Here is a 15,596-nt window from a genome sequence, read left to right on the forward strand (position 1 = left end):
GGCAGTAGGGCAGTAGGGCAGTAGGGCAGTAGGGCAGTAGGGCAGTAGGGCAGTAGGGCAGTAGGGCAGTAGGGCAGCCTATTCGGGCGCTAGTTGCTTATAAGTTGCGAAGCATTTTCCTATGCCTAGGTCGCATGAGATAGAGCTTGATCATGCGCCAGATATCTCCCCTGCTGCCATACAATAAGGTCCTTGTAAGAATTGATCCTGCCGGTCACTACTACTGCCCTACTGCCCTACTGCCCTACTGCCCTACTGCCGCCCGATCAGCGCGCGTGCGATGATGACGCGCATGATCTCGTTGGTGCCTTCGAGAATCTGGTGAACGCGCAAATCCCGCACCAGCTTCTCGATGCCGTAATCGTGCAGATAGCCATAGCCGCCATGCAGTTGCAGCGCGTCGTTGGCAACGTTGAAGCCGACGTCGGTGACGAAGCGCTTCGCCATCGCCGACCATTTCGAGGCGTCCGGGGCCTTGCGGTCGAGCTTCGAGGCAGCGGCGTAAAGGAATATCCGTGCTGCCTGCAACTCGGTCTCCATGTCGGCCAGCTTGAATTGCAGCGCCTGGAACTGGTTGATCTTGGCTCCGAAGGCCTTGCGTTCGGCGGTGTAGGACAGCGCCTTGTCGAGCGCCGATTGCGCCCCGCCCAGCGAACAGGCGGCGATGTTGAGCCGGCCGCCGTCGAGCCCGGCCATGGCGATGCCGAAGCCGGCGCCTTCGTCCGAGAGCAGGTTTTCAACCGGCACCTTGCAGTCCTCGAAGACGACCTGGCGGGTCGACTGCATGTGCCAGCCCATCTTGTGCTCGTTGGCGCCGAAAGACAGGCCGGGCGCATCTTTCGGCACGACGAAGGTCGAAATGCCCTTCGGACCGTCGGCGCCGGTGCGCGCCATGACGATGTAGAGGTCGCTGTCGCCGGCGCCCGAAATGAACTGTTTGACGCCGTTCAGCACATAGTCGCCACCGCTCCTCACCGCGCGCGTCTTCAGCGCCGCGGCATCCGATCCCGAACCCGGCTCGGTCAGGCAATAGCTCGCCAGCCATTCCATCGAGGTCAGCTTCGGCAGGAAGTGCTGGCGCTGCTCGTCGCTGCCGAAGCGGTCGATCATCGAAGCCACCATGTTGTGGATCGAGATGAAGGAGGAGAAGGCCGGATCGGCGCGCGAAAGCGCCTCGAAGATCAGCACCGCGTCGAGCCGGCCGAGCGCCGAGCCGCCGACATCGTCACCGACATAGATGCCGCCAAGCCCGAGCGGGCCAGTCTCGCGGATCACGTCCGCCGGAAAATGCTTGTTGCGGTCCCAGTCGAGCGCGTTCGGCGCAACGCGATCGGCAGCGAAGGCCTCGGCCATTTGCTGGATGGCGCGCTGGTCCTCGTTGAGTTCGAACTGGCTGGTGCCCGCATCGACAGCGGCGTCCATGGCGTGCTCCGTAATGTCTTCGGCCTCCTGGCCTGTCGTTTTTGGCTTTGCGCGCGGTTCAATCTAGACCAATGATGCCGCCGCGCAAGCCGACCATCTCCATTCCACCATCTGGGGGCGGCTGTATGAGAATGCGTGTCTGGAGCAGGGCGTGACGACAAATTTCGATGAGCTGCTTGAACGGTTCCACGCCACGCTCGAAACATTCGATGATGCGCTGGTGCGCGATGCGGTGGCCCGGATCGGCTGGGCCATGCCGGCGCGTCCGCTCGAGCCGCGTCCGCTTGCCTGCCTGCGCCAGCTCGACCGCATCGTCGAGCTCGCTCCGGCCAACGCCCAGCCGTTGGCGCGGCTGCTTGCGGAGCGTCGCGGCGAGCTGCGCTGGGGGCAGACCTACAGCGAGGCGGATCTCGGCAAGACATTCATCGACAAGTACGGCTGGCTGGAGGTCTTCGGCATGCGCGGCCATTTCGTCAACGACGAGGCCGCGGCCGGCTTGCTGATCCTCGGACCTGAAATCGTCTATCCCGACCACCATCATGTCGCCGAGGAGATCTACATTCCGCTGACCGGCGGCACCGAATGGCGCATGGACGAAGACGACTTTCGCAAGCGAGAGGCGGGTGAGGTGATCCACCATGCCTCTGATGTCACCCATGCCATGCGCACCGGCAAGGAGCCTCTGCTGGCGCTCTACATCTGGCGCGGCGGACCACTGGCCGCGAAATCCACGATCACCGGCAGCGTTTCACAGGGCAGGAATTAATGGCGGCCAAGGCGATCATGCTGCAGGGCACAGGCTCCGATGTCGGCAAGACGGTGCTGGTCGCGGGCCTCTGCCGCGTGGCGAAAAAGCGTGGGCTGAAGGTGCGGCCGTTCAAGCCGCAGAACATGTCGAACAACGCCGCCGTCGCCAATATACCGGGCGACAGACGCGGCGGCGAGATCGGCCGCGCCCAATGGCTGCAGGCGATCGCCTGTGGCGTTGCGCCCACCGTCCATATGAACCCGGTGCTGCTCAAGCCGCAGACCGATATCGGCGCCCAAGTGGTGGTGCAGGGCAAGGTGTTCGGCGAGGCGCGGGCACGCGACTACCAAGCGCTGAAAGCCCGGCTGATGGATGCCGTGCTCGACTCCTGGGCCAAGGTCGGCGAGGGTGCCGATCTCGTCATCGTCGAAGGTGCCGGCTCGCCGGCCGAGATCAATCTCAGGAGCCGCGACATTGCCAATATGGGCTTTGCGACGCGCGCCAACGTGCCGGTGATCCTGGTCGGCGACATCGACCGCGGCGGCGTCATCGCCTCGGTCGCCGGCACCCATCTGATCCTGCCGGAAGAGGACCGGCGCATGATCGTCGGCTATCTCATCAACAAGTTCCGCGGGGATGTCTCGCTGTTCGATGACGGCATCAAGGCGATCGAGAGCTTCACCGGCTGGCGCTGTTTTGGCGTCGTGCCGTGGCTGAAGGCGGCGGCGCGGCTGCCCTCGGAAGATTCGGTTGTGCTCGAACGCCTGGCGTCCGGCGAGAAGCGCGCGCTGAAGGTGGCCGTGCCGACGCTTTCGCGCATCGCCAATTTCGACGACCTCGACCCGCTCAAGGCCGAGCCGCAGGTCGAGGTCGTCTTCGTGCCGCCCGGCCAGCATTTGCCGGCCGACGCTGGGCTGGTGGTCATTCCGGGCTCGAAGTCGACGATTGGCGATCTGCTAAGATTCCGCGAGAATGGCTGGGACCGCGACCTTGTCGCCCACCGCAAGCGCGGCGGCCACGTCGTCGGCATCTGCGGCGGCTTCCAGATGCTCGGCCGTGTCGTGCGCGATCCCGACGGCATCGAGGGCAGCGCCACCGAGACCGAGGGGCTCGGCCTGCTCGACGTCGAAACGGTGATGCAACCGGAAAAGACGGTGCGCAATGTCAGCGCGCGTTCGGTCCAGTTCGACCTGCCGCTCGAGGGCTACGAGATCCATCTCGGCCGCACCACCGGTCCCGACACGCTGCGGCCGTCCGCCGTCATCAACGGCGCCGATGACGGCGCCGTCTCCGCCGACGGCAAGGTGTCGGGGACCTATCTGCACGGGCTGTTTTCCGCCGACGCTTTTCGGGCGAAATTCCTGGAAAATCTCGGCGTCAAAGGCGGCGGCATCGATTATCGCGCCGAGGTCGAACGGGCATTGGACGAGGTCGCAGCCGAACTGGAAACCCACCTCGACTGCGACGCCATCTTTGGTCTGGCGCGTTAGCTGGCGGGCTCACCGGCCTTTGGCCAATAGGTGCCGAACGACCAGACATTGCCTTCCGGATCGCGGCAGATGAACTCGCGGCTGCCATAGTCGCGGTCGGTGAGCTCTTCCAGTATTTCGGCGCCGGCCTTCTTGGCTCTGGCATAAGCGGCATCGGCATCGTCGACGGCAACATAGATCGATCTGCCGCCACCCGGGCCAGGCGCACCGACCATCTGGCCAAACTTGTCGTCGCGTGCAGTGCCCAGCATGATCATCGAAGAGCCGAAAGTCAGTTCGGCGTGTTGGACGATGTCGCCTTCGCCGTAGCGGGCACGAACGGCAAAGCCGAAGGCTTCACCCAGCCAGTCGATCATTTTCGCGGCATTGCGGTAGCGCAAGGTCGGATAGAGCCTGGGCGGTTCGACTGACATGGTCATGGCGATCTCCTTCAATTGGATTGGACGATAATCCAGTCTGGGCGAAGGCTTTTCCCACGTCTTGAAGAAATGTTACCTGCGCCTCTATGCCTGGGCGGCCAGCGCCGTCGGCGTTTCGCCGGCAAGGTCGCGGAATTCGCGCACCAGATGCGCCTGGTCGGCATAGCCGCAATCGGCGGCGATATCAGCCCAATCGGATTTGCCCTGCCTTGACAGGCCGAGCGCCCGGTTGAAGCGGACGATGCGCGACAGCGTCTTGGGGCCGACGCCGATCGCGTTGGAGAATTTTCCCGCGAGATGCTTGCGGCTCCAGCCCAGCCTGTCGGCGAGCGATGCGACGCGAATGCGGCCACCCGAGACGATGATCCGGTCATAGGCCCAGGCGATTTCGGCCCGCATTTCGCGGGCGTCGGTCAGCCGCGCGGCGACGAACGTCTCGACGATGGCAAAACGTGCGCTCCAGCCGTGCGCATTGCCAAGTCTTTCGCGCAGCGCGATGCCTTCGATCCCGAGCACATCGTCGAGGCCGACCATGCGGTCGGTCAGTTCGCTCATCGCAAGGCCGAAGAAGCGTCGGGCGCCGAGCGGGGTGAAATTGACCTGGATGCAGCAGGCGCCGCCGCGGGATTCGATCACCACCGGACCGGCATAGAGGCCGGCGGCGAAACTGGCGAAGCGGTCGTTGTCGCCCGGCTCCTTGCCGAGCCCGATGGCGAAGGGTTCGGCAAAGCTGATGACCAGCGGCACGGTCAGCGATGCGTATTCGACGTTGCGGAAACGGCCGGGCATGGTTTCGCGGTAGCCGCAGATGTCAGTGACTGAACCCTGGAGCCAAGGGCCAGGCGCACGCCGAACCATCTCGAACCGGTCGAGGCCAGGACTGTGCTGGTTGCTGCCGTCTTCGCTCTGGGCAGACATGAGCTTTCCTCCGCCCGCGGATGGTAGCAGACCAACCCTCAGAATCAAAAGTGCTCGGCTTGTGGCCGGGCGCTCCGAGTTGCCTGAGAGATCTGAGGGCTTAAGCGCCGCGAACCAGGCAGCCGCCGGCAAGCACGACATAAGCGATGAGGACGATCCACACCGCGGCCAGGGGAATGAACGCAAAAACGCCGAGAGCGGCGAGAAGACCGATGATGGCGATAACAAGGGATATGATGAAAATAAGCTGCGTAGGCGCACTGAGATTCATGTGTGGCTCCTCCGACATGATTCGTACAACCGCATCCTATCAGGCGCCCCGTTCACACACCAATCAGCGTGCGCAGCGGGTTCGCTGGATCGGCCGGTAGCTTGATGGAATGGCCAGAAACGATGCGGTGCAGGGCTATCTTAGCTGCGAATCCGAGGCTGCCGCTCTACGATGTACCCCACCCCTAACCCCTCCCCACAAGGGGGAGGGAGACTTCCGTTGGCGCTGACTTTGGTAAATGGCCTCCCTCTCGGCGCAAAAGCGGGAGTTAAGCGCGGCAGCGTTCCCTCCCCCTTGTGGGGAGGGTTAGGGTGGGGGTCCCCCTTCGCAAGAATCCAAACGCGATTGCCCTGCCGTATAGTGATGGGAGAAGTGGTGGTGAAGCGATTGCCCCTGTCGAACCACAGCCGACCATTTGCGCAAGGCCGATTCCGCGCTACCTATTTGCAACGAATCGGAAAGGGGTCGCTGATGGCATTCGCATTGCTGGAGCAGATACGCTCGATCTTCGACGGCGACCCCGGCGTGCGCAAGGTCGCGGACGATCCGGTGCTGTCGGCGGAACTGCTGATGCTGTTTCGCATGATCTTGGCCGACGGCACGGTCAACGAGAGTGAAATGGCCGCCTTCAGGCGCATCTGCCGGGAAGCCTTCGGCATTCCGGAAGCCAGCATCGACAGCGTCATCGAGTATCTCAACGAGTTCGGCTACGAGACCAACGGCTCGCAAGCCATCGCGCAGTTCCGTGACCTCGACGTCGAGAGGCGCAGCCTGCTTGCCCGCCATATGGCCGAGATCGCCAAGGCCGATTCGCAACTTGCCGGGACAGAGATGCAGCTCTTGCGCCGCACCCTCGACTTGCTCGACATCAGCCCGGCCGATGTGGTGAAGGCCGAAGAGTAAGCCTCTCCCGACGGTCGGCTGTTCACCCCTGTTCCTGTAACCGCCGGGCAATCGCGCGGTGCAGATCCGGGGCCGCAGCGACCAGCGCCTTGGCGGCTTCGGACTGCGGATGGTCGAGAACCGCGCTCGTCCTGCCGCGCTCGACGATCTTGCCGGCATGCATGATCATCACTTGGTCGGTAATGGCGCGGGCAACGGTCAGATCGTGGGTGATGAACAGATAGGCAACGCCGAGCTTCTGGTTGAGCTCGGCGAACAGATCGAGAATCTGGGCGCGGATCGAGACGTCGAGCGCCGAGACCGGCTCGTCGGCGACGACCAGCTTGGGGCGGGTGATGATGGCGCGGGCGATCGACAGGCGCTGGCGCTGGCCGCCTGAAAATTCGTGCGGATATTTGTCCATGTCGCGTGGACCAAGGCCGACCTCGTGCAAGGCCTTTGCCACCATCTCGCGCCGCTCTGCATTCGTCGGCCTTTTGTCCAGGACATGCAGTGGCTCGGCGACCAGTTTTTCCACCTTCTGGCGCGGATCGAAGGAGCCGTATGGGTCCTGGAACACCACCTGCATGTCGCGGCGCGCCGGCTTGAGCTCCGCCTCGCTCTTGTCGGTGATGACTTCGCCGCGAAACCGGATCGTTCCCGATGTCGGCCCGTCCAGCGCCAGGACCATGCGGGCAAGCGTGGACTTGCCGCAACCGGAACGCCCGACCAGCGCCACAGACTGCCCAGGATCGATCGAGAACGAGACATCGTCGACGGCGCGGGTCGGAACCGCGCGCTTCAGCAGCGATTTGCGCCGTCCCGGATAGTCCCGCGTCACGCTTTCTACCTGAAGAAGAGGTTTGGCCTGGAGCATGGGGTTGTCTTGGCCGACCTCGTTTGTCCTGGCACGCGCCGGCACATGCATCGAGGCCTGCGCAAGTTGTCTTGTGTAGGGATGAAGCTGCTCGGATAGGGTGCGGGCCGTGTCGCCGGCCGCCATCACTTCGCCGTGGCGCAGGATGGTGATGCGCTCCGCCATTTCGGTCACCACCGCGAGGTCATGCGAGATCAACAGCAGACCCATGCGGTTTTCTGAAACCAGGTCACGCAACAGGTCGAGGATCTGCGCCTGCAGCACGACGTCGAGCGCCGTCGTCGGCTCGTCGGCGATCAGCAGTTTTGGTTTCAGCGCGCAGGCAATGGCGATGACGACGCGCTGGCGCTGGCCGCCGGAAAGCTCGTGCGGATAGCGCGACAGCGGAAATTGCGCTGCGGGCAAGCCGACCCGGTCGAGCATTTTTCGAGCGCGGTCCTCGGCGTCGGCGCGGCTTGCCCTGGTGTGCCAGCGGATGCCTTCGGCGACCTGCTCGCCAATGGTCTTGACCGGATTTAGCGCCGTCATCGGTTCCTGGAAAACCATGCCGATATCATCGCCGCGCAGCGCGCACATCTGGTCTTCGCTGGCAGCGAGGATGTCGATGCCGTCGAAGACGACGCGCCCGCTGGCGCGCGCCGCCCAGGGCAGAAGCCGCATCACCGTCAATGCCGTGATCGACTTGCCCGAGCCGGATTCGCCGACCAGCCCCATCACCTCGCCGGGCGCGACGGCGAGCTCGACATCCCTCAGGATCGGCGTGTCGCCGATCGTCAGCGACAATTTCTCGATTTCGAGCAGGCTCATCGCTGCCGCCGCGATTTTGGGTCGAGGATGTCGGCAATACCGTCACCGAGCAGGTTCAGTCCAAGCACGGTGACGACGATCGCCATGCCTGGAAAGATCGCCATCCACGGCGCCATCCCCATGCGCGTCTGGGCATCGAACAGCATCCGCCCCCAGCTCGGCATCGGCGGCTGTGTGCCGAGCCCGACATAGGAAAGCCCGGCTTCGGCCAGGATGCCGAGCGCGAACTGGATGGTGCCTTGCACCAGGAGCAAAGTAACGATGTTGGGCAGCACGTGTTCAATGGTGATCAGTGCTTTGCCTTTTCCGGCGGCACGCGCGGCGAGGATGAATTCGCGCGGCCAGATCGCCAGCGCGCCGGCCCGGGCGACGCGGGCGAAGACCGGGATGTTGAAAATGCCGATGGCGACGATGGCGTTGAGCGCGCCCGGGCCGAAGATGGCGGTGATCATGATCGCCGACAGCAGGGCAGGGAAGGCGAAGACGAGATCGTTCAGCCGCATCACCGCCTCGTCGACGACGCCGCCGCGCGCCGCGGCAAGGGCGCCGAGCGGCACGCCAACGCCCATGCCGATACCGACCGCCACCAGCGCCACCGCGATCGAATTGCGGGCGCCGACCATGATCATGGAAAAAATGTCGCGGCCGAAATGATCGGTGCCGAACCAGTGCGCCGGCGAGGGTGCCTGGGTCTTGTCGGCGATGATCAGCCTGGTGACGTCAAAAGGCGTCCAGAAGAACGAGACGATGGCGACCGCCGCCACAAGTGCAGTGATGACGAAGCCGGTGAGGAACGAGCGGTTGGTGAAAGCCTTGACGAGGATGTCGGCAAAATTTTCCTCGGGGATGTCGAAGCGCAGCGTCATTGGCGGCTTCTCAGCCGCGGATCGACGACCGCATAGGAGAGATCGACAAGCAGGTTGACGGCGATGACGGCGGCGACCAGCAGCATGACGACGCTTTCGACGACGATCAGGTCGCGCTGGGTGATCGCCTGGAACACCAGCCGGCCGAGGCCGGGGAGATAAAAGACGTTCTCGATGATGATGGTGCCGGCGAGCAGGAAGGCGAACTGCAGGCCGAGAATGGTCAGCACCGGGATCATTGCGTTGCGCAGCGCGTGCCGCCACAGCACCGCGCGATAGGGCAGACCCTTGGCGCGGGCAGTGCGGATATAGTCCTCGTTCAGCACTTCGATCAGCGCCGAGCGGGTGACTCGGGCGAGGATCGCCGCTTGCGGCAGAGCGAGCGCGATCGCCGGCAGGACCAGCGATTTCAGCGCCGGCCAGACGCCGGCGCTCCATCCCGGAAAGCCGCCGGCCGGCACCAGCCGCAGCCAGACGGCAAACAGGTAGATCAGCATCAGCGCAAACCAGAAGTTCGGCACGGCAACACCAAGCTGGGCGGCGCCCATCGCGATCGTGTCGCCGGCCCGCCCGTGCCGGCCGGCGGAAAACAGCCCGACCGGAATGGCGATGATGGTGGACAGCGCCAGCGCGATCAGGGCCAGCGGCAGCGAGACCACGATGCGCTCGCGGACCAGGTCGATGACTGGCACCGAATAGGTGTAGGAACGGCCGAAATCGAGGCTCAGCAAGCCGCCGGCCCAGTGCAGATAGCGCGCGGCGAGCGGCGCGTTGAGGCCCATCTGGTTGCGCAGCAACTCGACCTGGTCGGCGCTGGCATTCATGCCCAACATCAGCCGCGCCGGGTCGCCGGGAATGATCTCCAGCACGGCGAAGACCACCATCGAGGCCAGGACCAGCGTGATGAGCGCGATGGCAAGACGCTTGAGGAGATAGGCGGTCATGGGGGGAGGACCGCAGGTCCGTTCAGCACGGCAACTGGATGAAGGTTGCGTTCCCGCCAACCCCCCTCTGTCCTGCCGGACATCTCCCCCTCAAGGGGGGAGATTAAGCCCTCATTGATGCTTTCGCTAATCATCAGCGTTGCAGGGCTAGCACCGGCATGGCAACTGCCAATCTCCCCCCTTGAGGGGGAGATGTCCGGCAGGACAGAGGGGGGGTGCCACCGGCTGCAAGCTTCGCCCCTTTGGCCAGCAGCCCCTCACTCCGTCCACTTCACCTTGGTCAAATCATTGGCCTGGATCGGCGCATTTGCCCAAAAACCCTCGAGCTTGGCGTCCCAGACGCCGACTTTCGGCAGTTCGTAGAGGAAGCCGACCACGGCATCGTCGGCCAGTATCTTCTGCGCCTCGCCGAGCAGCGTCATGCGCTTGGCCTCATCGGAGGTGAGGTTCAGATCGGCGATGATCTTGTCGAAGGTCGGGTTGTCGTAGTTGAAGTAATAATCCTTGCGCGAATAGATATCGATGTCGTTGGGTTCGGTATGTGAAACGATGGTCAGGTCGTAGTCCTTCTTGGTGAAGACCTGGTCCAGCCACTGCGCCCATTCCACCGGCACGATCTGCAGATCGATGCCGACATCGCGAAGCTGCGACGCGATGATCTCGCCGCCAAGTCGCGCATAGGGGGGTGGTGGCAGTTTCAGCGTCGCCTTGAAGCCGTTCTCCAGGCCGGCTTCCTTCAAGAGTTCCCTGGCCTTCTCGACATTGTGCGGATAGAGACCGGTGAGGTCGACATAGGCCTTGTTGGCGGGCGACATGTGCGAGCCGATCGGCACGCCAAGGCCGGCCGAGGCGCCGTCGATGATCGCTTTGCGGTCGAGCGCAAACGAAATCGCCTGCCTGACCTGCAGCCGGTCGAAAGGCGGCTTCTTGTTGTTCATCGAAAGGATGGTCTCACCCTCGGTCGCGCCGATCACCACCTTGAAGCGCGGGTCGCCCTGGATCTGGGCGACGCTGTCGGGATCGAAGAACGGGAAGGCCTGAACATCGCCGGAAAGCAGCGCCGGAACGGCGGCTGCGGCATCCGTGACGATGCGGAACTCGGCCTTGTCGAGGGAGACCGGGGCACCCCAGTAAGCGTCGGACCTGATCAGCGTGATCGACGAGCCCTTGGCCCAGTTCTGGAACTTGAACGGGCCGGTGCCGACAGGGGTTTCCTTGTTGGTGTCGGCTGTCTCCGGCGCGACGATGACCGCGTCGCCCCAGCCCATATTGTAGAGGAACGAACTTTGCGGGTTCTTCAGCGTGATCCTGACCGTCGCCGGATCGACCATTTCGACCGTATCGATGGCGGCGAACAGGCCCTTTTGTGCGTTCACGGAGTTGTCGGCACGGGCGCGATCGAGCGAGAATTTGACGTCGTCGGCATTGAAGTCGGTGCCGTCATGGAATTTCACACCGCTATGCAGCTTGAAGGTGTAGACCTTGCCGTCGTCGGAAACGGTCCAGCTTTCGGCGAGAGCCGGCAGCACCTCGCCGTTCGGGCCAATGCGGGTCAGCCCCTCGAACACATTGGCGTAAAGCACCTCGTCGATCCCCGCCGCAGCACCTGCGGTCGGATCGAGATGCGGAGGTTCGAGCGTGATGCCGATGACCAGATCGCGCGCGGCAAATGCCGATGTTTCGGCAGACAGCACCAGGGCCGCAGCGGTGAGAATGGTTTTCCACAATTTCATCGTGCAACTCCCGATATGCTCAAAAACATGCTCGAAACCCGGTGGATAGAAGCGTGATTTCACCAAGGAGTAAATTGCGTTTCGTGCTTTCCGGCGGCGCCGGCAGGAATGTTTTTCCGCCCATCACCGGCTACCGAGCGCCCGCGCCCCTCAGCAGCACGTTGAGCCCGATCGCCATCACCTTGGCCGATTCGACCATGTCTGATATCCCCACCCATTCGTCGGGCCTGTGGGCGAGGTCGAGAATGCCCGGGCCATAGGCGATGCAGTCGTAGATGTGGCCGATGCGGGCAATGTGCTTCTGGTCGTAGGTGCCGGGCGAGATCACGTAGTCGGGCTCGCGGTCGAATACCTCCATGATGCCCCGCGCCACCGCCTTGACCACCGGCGCATCGCGCTCGGTCATCAGCGGCAGCACCTCCATGAGATCGCGGATCTCGTAGTCGAATTTCTTGCGCTCGCGCTTCAGCCGGTCGAGGATATCGGTCACCTCGCGCTTGACCGTGCCAAGATCCTCTTCGAGCAGGAAGCGGCGGTCGATGGCCAGCCGGCAGGAATCGGGGACATTGGGCGAGGGCAGGCCAGGCCGGAAATCCTCGGTCTGGCCGCCATGGATCGAGTTGATGTTCATGGTCGAGCGCTTGGCCCCGTCGGGCACGACCGGCATGCGCGTCACCTTGCGGTCGAGCGCCGGGAACAGATCGTCCTCGAAAGCCCTTAGCAGGGCGCCCATATGGCGCACCGCATTGTCGCCGAGGAACGGCATCGAGCCGTGCGCGATCTCGCCCTTGGTCTCGATCTCCGCCCACCAGACGCCGCGATGGCCAAGGCAGATGCGATCCTTGTTCAACGGCTCGGGGATGATGACGTGGTCGACCTTCGGCTTGGAGAAATAGCCGAGCTTTGCCAGATGGGCGACGCCGCCGAAGCCGCCGGACTCCTCGTCGACCGTGCCCGAAATCTCGATGGCGCCCGGGAAGTCGGGGAAAACCTCCATGAAGGCCTCGGCGGCGATGATCGAGGAGGCCAGGCCGCCCTTCATGTCGCAGGCGCCGCGGCCATGGACCTTGCCATCCCTGACGATGCCGGCGAAGGGATCGAGGCTCCAGCCGTCGCCGGCTTCGACCACGTCGATATGCGAGTTGAAATGCACGCAGGCGCCGGGCGAGCGGCCATCGAAGCGGGCGACCACGTTGACGCGCGGGTAGCGGTCGGTGTCGCCGGGCGTGCCTTCGGCGCGGATGAATTCGACTTCGAAGCCGCGCTTTTTCAGCCGCGCTCCGACGTATTCGGCGCATGGCCGATAGGCCTCGCCGGGCGGGTTGATGGTCGGAAAGCGGATCAGGTCCGCGGTCAGCGCGACCAGGTCGTCGACCCGATCATCGACCGCTTTCAGCAGGAGTTCGTTCATTCGACGAATTGAGCAGCCAACGGTGCGTTTTGGCAAGCCTGTTGGCGGGTCGCGCCCTAGTTATGTGGTTACATGTCGCCACGGCAACTATCGCGGGAGATCGTTCAAATTCGCTGCTTTGGATTGGTGAATTCGTCAGAGGTGTGTGGTTACCTCATTCACTTGCGATTAAAGGATGAAGAATAGCGTGAAGGCAGCCAGGCAAGGGCAATCAAAGGGGTTTGATCGCATGAAAAAGACCGTTCTCATGGCAGCGGCACTGGCAACGATGCTGTTCGGTTCTTCGGTCGAGGGCTGGGCAGCCAAGCTGGTTGCAAGGATCGACGTGTCATCGCAGACGATGACTGTAAGATACGGCCGGGCGGTTTACCGATGGCGCGTATCCACGGCGCGCAAAGGCTATATCACGCCGCGCGGCAGCTACCGGCCGCAACGAACGGCACGGATGTGGTATTCGCGCAAATACGACATGTCGCCGATGCCTCATTCGGTGTTCTACCGCGGCGGCTATGCCATCCATGGCACAGGCGCAGTAAAATCTCTCGGGCGCCCAGCGTCGCATGGCTGCGTGCGACTGCACCCGTCCAATGCCGCCGCCTTCTATTCGATGGTGCGGCAAGCCGGCTTTCGCAACACACGGATCGTGGTGACCAACTAGAGCGCGGAAAACACGCCGATCGCCCCGACCAGAACCAGGCTTAGCGCCCAGATCACAGCCAGATCAAACCAGCTTTTCGAAAGAAACCTCAATCCCAGCCACCGATAGACGCCGAAGGCCAAAGCGCCGCCCGCAGTGATCATCGCGCCGGTGTGGACCGCTGCCACGCCGATCGAGAGCGCTGCAGTTCGTGCAATGAGGGCGGTCGCGGCACGGTGCCCGGCATCCGTTTCAACGACGCCGCACAGGCCGAGGTAGATCGGCACCAGCATCAGGCCTGCGCCATGCGCGACGGCGACGAGAAAGGACCAGAGCGCCAGTCGCGACGGCGGCACGCGCGCCAGAAATCTAGGATGCCGCCGGTTGAAGAGCAGCCAGACTCCGAGCGCGACGACAATTAGACCTGCGCCAACGCGGATCTCGGTTTGCCAATCAACCAGCATGGTCATCAGCGCGAAGGGCAAGAGGACCACCGTCATGGCGACAAGATGCCCGAACGCCAGCGCCAGGAGTGCGCCCGGCAGCGCATAGGCTCGCCGTTCCATCAGGGCGGCCGAAACAGCAAGCGGCCACCCCATACCCGGGTTTACGCCATGGTAAATCCCGCTGGCGACCACAGCGAACCAGAGGCCGGCTGTGGTCGAAAGGAGTTCGGGCAACACCTAGGCCGAAGGGTAGCAGAAACTGTCGGTAGAGCAGTCGCCGCCTTCAAGCCGGATCTGGTGCGTTCGATAGCCTTTGGGGAACTCGACGAAGAAGTTGGTGTCGAGCGTCAGGCCACCATTGGCGCCAACATCGGCCTTCACCATCGCCCCGCCGCGCTCACCGGGATAGAACTGATCGTCCCAGGTCGAGTAGAGCGAATTGGTCCAATAGACACGCTTGCCGTTGCGGCTAATCTCGACCATCTGTGGCCCATAGCCGAAGACCTTGCCACAGGGGTGCTTGGTCTTCTTGACGATCCCACCCAGTTCGACCTTGCCCGCCAGAACCGGCTTCATCGGGTCGCTGACATCGTATTGATGCATTTCACCCGTACCCCAACAAGCCACATAGAGATACTTGTCGTCGAGGCTGAGGTCGATGTCGGTGACCAGAGGGGGCACCGCCGAGAAACCCTTCAGAAGGTCCGGCAGATCGTCGGCATTGGCCGGTTGAGGCGGGATGACCGCCGTCTTCTTGGCCTGGAACTTGCCATCTGCGTCGCGCCACCAAGTCCAGATCGAGCCTTCGAGATTGGTGGTATCGACCACAACGCCGCAGAAGCCGTATTGCTGGACTGGATCATGCGCCGGGCGGATTTCGAGCGCCATTTGGTGATTGGCGCCCAGATCGATCGTCTGAATGTTCTTACGCGCACGCAGATCCCAGAAATGCATGCGGTGGCCGTACTTGTTGGACAGTAGATCCTCAGGGACGATGCCGTTTTCGAACTGCGGCGGCAGGGCCCATTCGGAACTGACCATGTAGTCGCGCGGCAGGTTCCACCAGAAATCGTAGTGCTTGTCCTGGGCGCCACGATCTATCTCATAGCGGCCAATGACATCGAAGGTCTGGCAATCCATGATGAAAATGCCCGGAGGACCGTCGGTACCGTCCTTGCCGCCGCCGCCGAGGGTCGAGACATAGATGCCCTCGGGTCCGCAGTGGATCGTATGCGGGCGGGAATAGCCCGTCTTGGCAAAGACTTCTGCGGGTTCGATGATCTTGTGAATCTTGGCGGTTGTCGGCCCGCCCTTCACATCAATTATGTAGATGCGCGACGAACGAATGCCCGGAATGATCAGATAACGACGCTCCAAAAAGGCGTGGCCAGTCAGTGGTGATAGCGCCGAAGAACACGCATTCCAGCCGAAGTGATGAAACTCATCGCCTTTGTTTGGCATGATCACAGTGTGGACGATCTTGCCGAAATCCGGCGAATTTGGATCGACATTCACCACAGCCAAACCGTCGGGTTGCGAGAAGTCCGGGCTAAGCATCAACGTGTAGGCCAGAGTTTCCGGCGGCCCTTCCATAGCCAGCTTAGGTGACGGATAGAATGTGGGGTCTGGTCGCAGATTCATCGCGGTATCCTCCCTACGCGTTTGTGAAACTTTTTTTGGTGCTCTCCGTGTCGCTCCCTTTTGAAATGCGGCCCAGGTAGGGAT

General features: G+C 62.9%; 15 protein-coding genes. 4 read left to right on the forward strand and 11 right to left on the reverse strand.

The annotated features are described in order from the left end of the window. Positions 1-252: 252 nt before the first annotated feature. Positions 253-1,422, reverse strand: coding sequence for an isobutyryl-CoA dehydrogenase (locus AC0L2Z_RS06965; RefSeq protein ID WP_287203367.1), 1,170 nt, complete (start codon positions 1,420-1,422; stop codon positions 253-255). 151 nt (positions 1,423-1,573) lie between these two features. Here AC0L2Z_RS06965 and AC0L2Z_RS06970 point away from each other — a divergent pair, with 151 nt between their 5' ends. Both AC0L2Z_RS06970 and AC0L2Z_RS06975 read left to right on the forward strand, forming a co-directional pair. Further along, on the forward strand, positions 1,574-2,188 hold the full coding sequence (locus AC0L2Z_RS06970; protein WP_473627278.1) for a dimethylsulfonioproprionate lyase family protein: 615 nt from the start codon (positions 1,574-1,576) through the stop codon (positions 2,186-2,188). Continuing rightward, complete coding sequence (locus AC0L2Z_RS06975) at positions 2,188-3,660, forward strand: cobyric acid synthase (RefSeq protein WP_473627280.1); 1,473 nt, start codon at positions 2,188-2,190, stop codon at positions 3,658-3,660. Before AC0L2Z_RS06970 ends, AC0L2Z_RS06975 begins: the two co-directional genes overlap by 1 nt. Here AC0L2Z_RS06975 and AC0L2Z_RS06980 read toward each other — a convergent pair. The 3 genes from AC0L2Z_RS06980 to AC0L2Z_RS06990 all read right to left on the reverse strand — a co-directional run bounded on the left by AC0L2Z_RS06980 (position 3,657) and on the right by AC0L2Z_RS06990 (position 5,268). Further along, entirely contained in the window at positions 3,657-4,079 is a 423-nt protein-coding gene (locus AC0L2Z_RS06980; protein WP_473627281.1) for a VOC family protein, read from the reverse strand. The two genes, AC0L2Z_RS06975 and AC0L2Z_RS06980, sit on opposite strands and share 4 nt — an antisense overlap. Before the next feature lie 84 nt (positions 4,080-4,163). Then, positions 4,164-4,997: a helix-turn-helix domain-containing protein gene (locus tag AC0L2Z_RS06985; protein WP_473627282.1), complete on the reverse strand. Its 834-nt coding sequence runs from the start codon at positions 4,995-4,997 to the stop codon at positions 4,164-4,166. 100 nt (positions 4,998-5,097) lie between these two features. Further along, positions 5,098-5,268, reverse strand: coding sequence for a hypothetical protein (locus AC0L2Z_RS06990; RefSeq protein ID WP_023798964.1), 171 nt, complete (start codon positions 5,266-5,268; stop codon positions 5,098-5,100). 471 nt (positions 5,269-5,739) lie between these two features. On the opposite strand from AC0L2Z_RS06990, the gene AC0L2Z_RS06995 reads away from it, so the two are divergent. Further along, entirely contained in the window at positions 5,740-6,171 is a 432-nt protein-coding gene (locus AC0L2Z_RS06995) for a TerB family tellurite resistance protein (RefSeq protein ID WP_023802995.1), read from the forward strand. 22 nt (positions 6,172-6,193) lie between these two features. On the opposite strand, the gene AC0L2Z_RS07000 is transcribed toward AC0L2Z_RS06995, so the two are convergent. The 5 genes from AC0L2Z_RS07000 to AC0L2Z_RS07020 form a co-directional block, all read right to left on the reverse strand. After that, positions 6,194-7,834 carry an ABC transporter ATP-binding protein gene (locus tag AC0L2Z_RS07000; protein ID WP_473627283.1) on the reverse strand — a complete coding sequence of 547 codons (1,641 nt, stop codon included), beginning with the start codon at positions 7,832-7,834 and terminating at the stop codon, positions 6,194-6,196. Further along, complete coding sequence (locus tag AC0L2Z_RS07005) at positions 7,831-8,700, reverse strand: ABC transporter permease (protein ID WP_091598282.1); 870 nt, start codon at positions 8,698-8,700, stop codon at positions 7,831-7,833. Before AC0L2Z_RS07005 ends, AC0L2Z_RS07000 begins: the two co-directional genes overlap by 4 nt. Further along, a complete protein-coding gene (locus AC0L2Z_RS07010; RefSeq protein WP_128176797.1) occupies positions 8,697-9,644 on the reverse strand; it encodes an ABC transporter permease in 948 nt (315 codons plus the stop codon). Before AC0L2Z_RS07010 ends, AC0L2Z_RS07005 begins: the two co-directional genes overlap by 4 nt. Before the next feature lie 257 nt (positions 9,645-9,901). Further along, the gene (locus AC0L2Z_RS07015; protein ID WP_473627285.1) at positions 9,902-11,377 is read right to left on the reverse strand and encodes an ABC transporter substrate-binding protein; all 1,476 of its coding nucleotides are present in this window, start codon (positions 11,375-11,377) and stop codon (positions 9,902-9,904) included. 130 nt (positions 11,378-11,507) lie between these two features. Then, positions 11,508-12,788, reverse strand: coding sequence for an acetylornithine deacetylase/succinyl-diaminopimelate desuccinylase family protein (locus AC0L2Z_RS07020; RefSeq protein ID WP_473627286.1), 1,281 nt, complete (start codon positions 12,786-12,788; stop codon positions 11,508-11,510). Between the two features lie 229 nt (positions 12,789-13,017). Between AC0L2Z_RS07020 and AC0L2Z_RS07025 the strand changes: the two genes are divergently transcribed. Further along, positions 13,018-13,446 (forward strand): L,D-transpeptidase, encoded by a 429-nt coding sequence (locus AC0L2Z_RS07025; protein WP_023802989.1) that lies wholly within the window; start codon positions 13,018-13,020, stop codon positions 13,444-13,446. Here the strand turns inward: AC0L2Z_RS07025 and AC0L2Z_RS07030 are convergent. Together AC0L2Z_RS07030 and AC0L2Z_RS07035 are read right to left on the reverse strand one after the other, a co-directional pair. Beyond that, complete coding sequence (locus AC0L2Z_RS07030) at positions 13,443-14,105, reverse strand: hypothetical protein (protein WP_473627287.1); 663 nt, start codon at positions 14,103-14,105, stop codon at positions 13,443-13,445. The two genes, AC0L2Z_RS07025 and AC0L2Z_RS07030, sit on opposite strands and share 4 nt — an antisense overlap. Positions 14,106-14,108: 3 nt before the next feature. Then, positions 14,109-15,512 carry a selenium-binding protein SBP56-related protein gene (locus tag AC0L2Z_RS07035; RefSeq protein ID WP_473627289.1) on the reverse strand — a complete coding sequence of 468 codons (1,404 nt, stop codon included), beginning with the start codon at positions 15,510-15,512 and terminating at the stop codon, positions 14,109-14,111. Between the last annotated feature and the right edge of the window lie 84 nt (positions 15,513-15,596).

Source organism: Mesorhizobium sp. WSM4850, assembly GCF_055811735.1.

What these genes read in the sequence shown, in the direction of transcription:
- AC0L2Z_RS06985 (WP_473627282.1), bottom strand. Translation starts at nt 4,997, where the DNA reads ATGTCTGCCCAGAGCGAAGACGGCAGCAACCAGCACAGTCCTGGCCTC.
- AC0L2Z_RS07005 (WP_091598282.1), bottom strand. Translation starts at nt 8,700, where the DNA reads ATGACGCTGCGCTTCGACATCCCCGAGGAAAATTTTGCCGACATCCTC.
- AC0L2Z_RS06975 (WP_473627280.1), top strand. Translation starts at nt 2,188, where the DNA reads ATGGCGGCCAAGGCGATCATGCTGCAGGGCACAGGCTCCGATGTCGGC.
- AC0L2Z_RS07015 (WP_473627285.1), bottom strand. Translation starts at nt 11,377, where the DNA reads ATGAAATTGTGGAAAACCATTCTCACCGCTGCGGCCCTGGTGCTGTCT.
- AC0L2Z_RS07010 (WP_128176797.1), bottom strand. Translation starts at nt 9,644, where the DNA reads ATGACCGCCTATCTCCTCAAGCGTCTTGCCATCGCGCTCATCACGCTG.
- AC0L2Z_RS06995 (WP_023802995.1), top strand. Translation starts at nt 5,740, where the DNA reads ATGGCATTCGCATTGCTGGAGCAGATACGCTCGATCTTCGACGGCGAC.
- AC0L2Z_RS07000 (WP_473627283.1), bottom strand. Translation starts at nt 7,834, where the DNA reads ATGAGCCTGCTCGAAATCGAGAAATTGTCGCTGACGATCGGCGACACG.
- AC0L2Z_RS06980 (WP_473627281.1), bottom strand. Translation starts at nt 4,079, where the DNA reads ATGACCATGTCAGTCGAACCGCCCAGGCTCTATCCGACCTTGCGCTAC.
- AC0L2Z_RS06965 (WP_287203367.1), bottom strand. Translation starts at nt 1,422, where the DNA reads ATGGACGCCGCTGTCGATGCGGGCACCAGCCAGTTCGAACTCAACGAG.
- AC0L2Z_RS06990 (WP_023798964.1), bottom strand. Translation starts at nt 5,268, where the DNA reads ATGAATCTCAGTGCGCCTACGCAGCTTATTTTCATCATATCCCTTGTT.
- AC0L2Z_RS07020 (WP_473627286.1), bottom strand. Translation starts at nt 12,788, where the DNA reads ATGAACGAACTCCTGCTGAAAGCGGTCGATGATCGGGTCGACGACCTG.
- AC0L2Z_RS07025 (WP_023802989.1), top strand. Translation starts at nt 13,018, where the DNA reads ATGAAAAAGACCGTTCTCATGGCAGCGGCACTGGCAACGATGCTGTTC.
- AC0L2Z_RS07035 (WP_473627289.1), bottom strand. Translation starts at nt 15,512, where the DNA reads ATGAATCTGCGACCAGACCCCACATTCTATCCGTCACCTAAGCTGGCT.